This window comes from Trichlorobacter sp., from assembly GCF_034008105.1.
GTDB lineage: Bacteria > Desulfobacterota > Desulfuromonadia > Geobacterales > Pseudopelobacteraceae > Trichlorobacter.
Genome location: NZ_JAVEPN010000038.1, coordinates 1 through 3,146 on the forward strand (window position 1 = coordinate 1; position 3,146 = coordinate 3,146).

Annotated in this window: 2 protein-coding genes; both read right to left on the reverse strand. The window is 33.9% G+C overall.

Annotated elements, in window-relative coordinates:
* Positions 1 to 1,270 (reverse strand): hypothetical protein (locus RBQ93_RS12370; protein WP_320372427.1); only part of this gene is annotated, 1,270 nt, incomplete at its 3' end.
* A complete protein-coding gene (locus RBQ93_RS12375) occupies positions 1,267 to 3,009 on the reverse strand; it encodes a response regulator (RefSeq protein ID WP_320372428.1) in 1,743 nt (580 codons plus the stop codon). The genes RBQ93_RS12370 and RBQ93_RS12375, both read right to left, overlap by 4 nt.
* Between the last annotated feature and the right edge of the window lie 137 nt (positions 3,010 to 3,146).

Below are 3,146 nucleotides of genomic sequence, written 5' to 3' on the forward strand. Positions count from 1 at the left end.
GCTGGGCTTTTTTAATTAATCCGATTTTTTTAAGAATGTCCGCATTTAGATAAATCGTGAATTGGTCGAGATAAAATGGGTCAATTAAAGCGTACTTTTTAATCAATACCAGCATGATACGCTCAATATCTAGATCTTTATTTTGATTAAGGAAATCGATGATACTTTCAACAACGCGTAATTCGAGCAAATTATCAATAATATTTGTTATATAAGGATAATCCTGAGTCTTAACTTTAAGAATAAAATACTCAAGATGATGGGACATGACGCGGGCAAGTCCAAACTTTTGTTCTTTAAGTTTCGCATTTTTGTAACGTTCGAAAACATAAAGCAACAAATTTTTTGCATCAAAAACAATCCGCGACAAACTTTGAATTCGATCAATATCCAACTTACTTCCATCAAACGAATCAATAAGATAATCGACGGTTGATTGCTCAATTTTCGTTGCTAATGAGCGAATCGCTTTTTGTTTGATTTCTGGTATTGGATGCTGCATGTAATAATCGTTTGCAAGCACCTCTGGATAATTAGTAGCGAGTGCGTCCAGTGCTTGTAAGCGAAAGGAAAGTTCCAGCGTTTCATTTTCTGACACTTGAGCAGCGTAAGCTTTTAAATCGGCATCATAAAGCGTTCCCGATAAGTAAATAAATAGTTTTTCTAAAACTTCATCATGACAATCCCAATAAGTCATAATAAATGGTTTTAAATATTGAAAATGGTTTTTAATTAAGGCAAACACCCACGTTGGGTATTTCGAGCGGTTATTGCATAGCGTCTTCATTAAATAATCAAACATTGGTTGATCGATATCTTCAATAATTTGATAAAGCAAAAAGAAACGCACACTATCATTTTTTTCTCGATAAAATTGTTTAACAAGAAAAGGGCGAAGATCCGCATTTTTTAAAGAACCAATGTAATATGTCGCCATTCGGCGAACATAGCGGTTCCAGTGATGTAATCGGCGAATTTGTTGATGAAGAAATTTCGTTTGCATGAGATCATCAATAATTTGTTGACGAATTTCTGGTTCAATTTGAATTTGCGTTTCAACTTCATAAAAGGCGTTAAAAAAGAAACGACTGGAAACCGGCATCTTCACTTTTTCATGGTCAAAATAGCGTTGCATGATGAAGTCGCGGGCCGCATTATGGCGGGCACTTAGGCGCGCGTTATTGGCTTTTTGAAAAAATATCGCCGCAATTAACACTGCGATAAGACCAAGAAATATATATAGTACAATCAATGCTAAATCAGTCGTCATAGCGGATTTTTTCGTTCTCTAAAGCGTTTAATAAAGCCTAATAATTCTTCCGGTATAATCGGCTTTTCAAGGATAACATCAACATCGAGCAGGTTACCCCGGCGAATATTTTCAACGGTTTTGCTATGCGAGACCATAATAAATGGAATTTGTCGATATTCTTTTGTTTCATTAAGTTGGCGTTTAAGTGCAAACCCATCCATCTTACTAAGATTGATTTCAGAAATAATAAAATCAATTGGCGTGTTAATAATAATTTGGAGGGCATCTTCCACATCTTTTGCAAAAATGACTTCGAGATTAATGCGCTTAAAAATTCTTTGTAACATGTTTCGGCTGATTTCATCTTCATCAATAAGCAAAATAACGCCCTCATTTTCAATATCTAATTTGGCTTCGGAATCGATAATCATCGCGTTACCACTTTTATAAGCTTGACGCATCCTTTTATCAAGTAAGTTCATTATTTCCGTCGCTTGCTGTTCTTTAGAATCAAATGTCTCCACTTCTTCTGCACTCACAATAGCGACAGAAACCGTAACGCGTTCAATGAAAGCTTTAGAATTATCAACGGCGTTACGTATTTTTACGGCAAATTCCCGTAATTTTTTCGGCGTCGTATTGAGTTTATAAACAAAAACACCTGGGCCATTTTGTTTAAATATTAAGTCGTTACTATCATCGATATTCTTTTCTATAACATAAACTAAGTCACGTAATGTCTCATCGCCAATTTCCTTGGAATATTTACGGTTAATCGCATCGAGTTGATCAAGGCGGAAAAGTAAAACTCCACGATGATGACCAGGTAATGTTGTTCCTGCTAAATCCTTGATTAAAAGATTTTTAAAATATTGTTGGTTAAGCAGTTTGGTAACTCCGTCTTTATAAATAGCGTTTTCTGCTTCTAAGACTTGCGATTTCAATGCGGCAATTTCCATTTCTTGATCAAATTGACGAATTTGCATACGCTCGTTTTCTCTTTGCAAAAGATGTAGTTGTGACGCTTCATCAGTAATTGTTTCTTTGTTCGCTACAATAAGATCGCGATGCATAATAAAATCCACAACTTGGTTAGTTAATGGTTCGAAAATAATATAACCAAACATCGGTAAAATATTATTCACTTTAAGTGTTGATATTTTTTGATATGGTCCTTTAAAAAAGGTTTTATCTGGGAAACTGGCTTTTTCAAAAGCCGTAATCTGCGTCTTAACTAAATCAAAAGTGATTGTTTTATCTTGATCTACAAAACTGGAAAACAACGTGGAAGAAAGCACCGTAGCAAGCTGAGAAAAATAAGTAAAAAACATCTGCGGATGGGGAAGAAAAAACACTGGATAAAAATCTAGTCCGACTTCTTCGTCCAGCATTAAGCGATAATCATGTTTTTCAATAATGTATTTGGGTAGCAAAACGATGCTTTCATTAATTTGCTTAGTGAAAAATTCATTAGAAACAATCGTTCCCTTGAAACCTTTATTACGAAGATAATTAATGGAGTTAATTAATGATATGTTGATATTTTGAATAACGAGATAAGTAATCTTTTCAATTGGGGTGATTTTACCAATTTCCATCGCGACTTTTTCCATTTTAGAAATGGGTGGTAAGTCAAATAAAACAAATACGTCTCCATATTTTAGCAAATAGGAATTAAAAGTTAGCCCTGGCTCAATAACTTGATAACCTAGGTGGTAAATTTTACTATAAATTTTATTATTTGCTAATGTTGCCATCACTTATCCCTTTTTATCTATTATATATAATAAGGCCAAATGAAAAAGAAAAATATACACGCCATCAAAGTTGGCTATTAACGCTATAAAAATGAATCTTCATATTTGATATAAATTAAAAATATTACTATCTTACC

Bases quoted from the DNA above. Each gene is read 5' to 3' on its own strand.
- RBQ93_RS12375 (WP_320372428.1), bottom strand. From the start codon at position 3,009: ATGGCAACATTAGCAAATAATAAAATTTATAGTAAAATTTACCACCTA.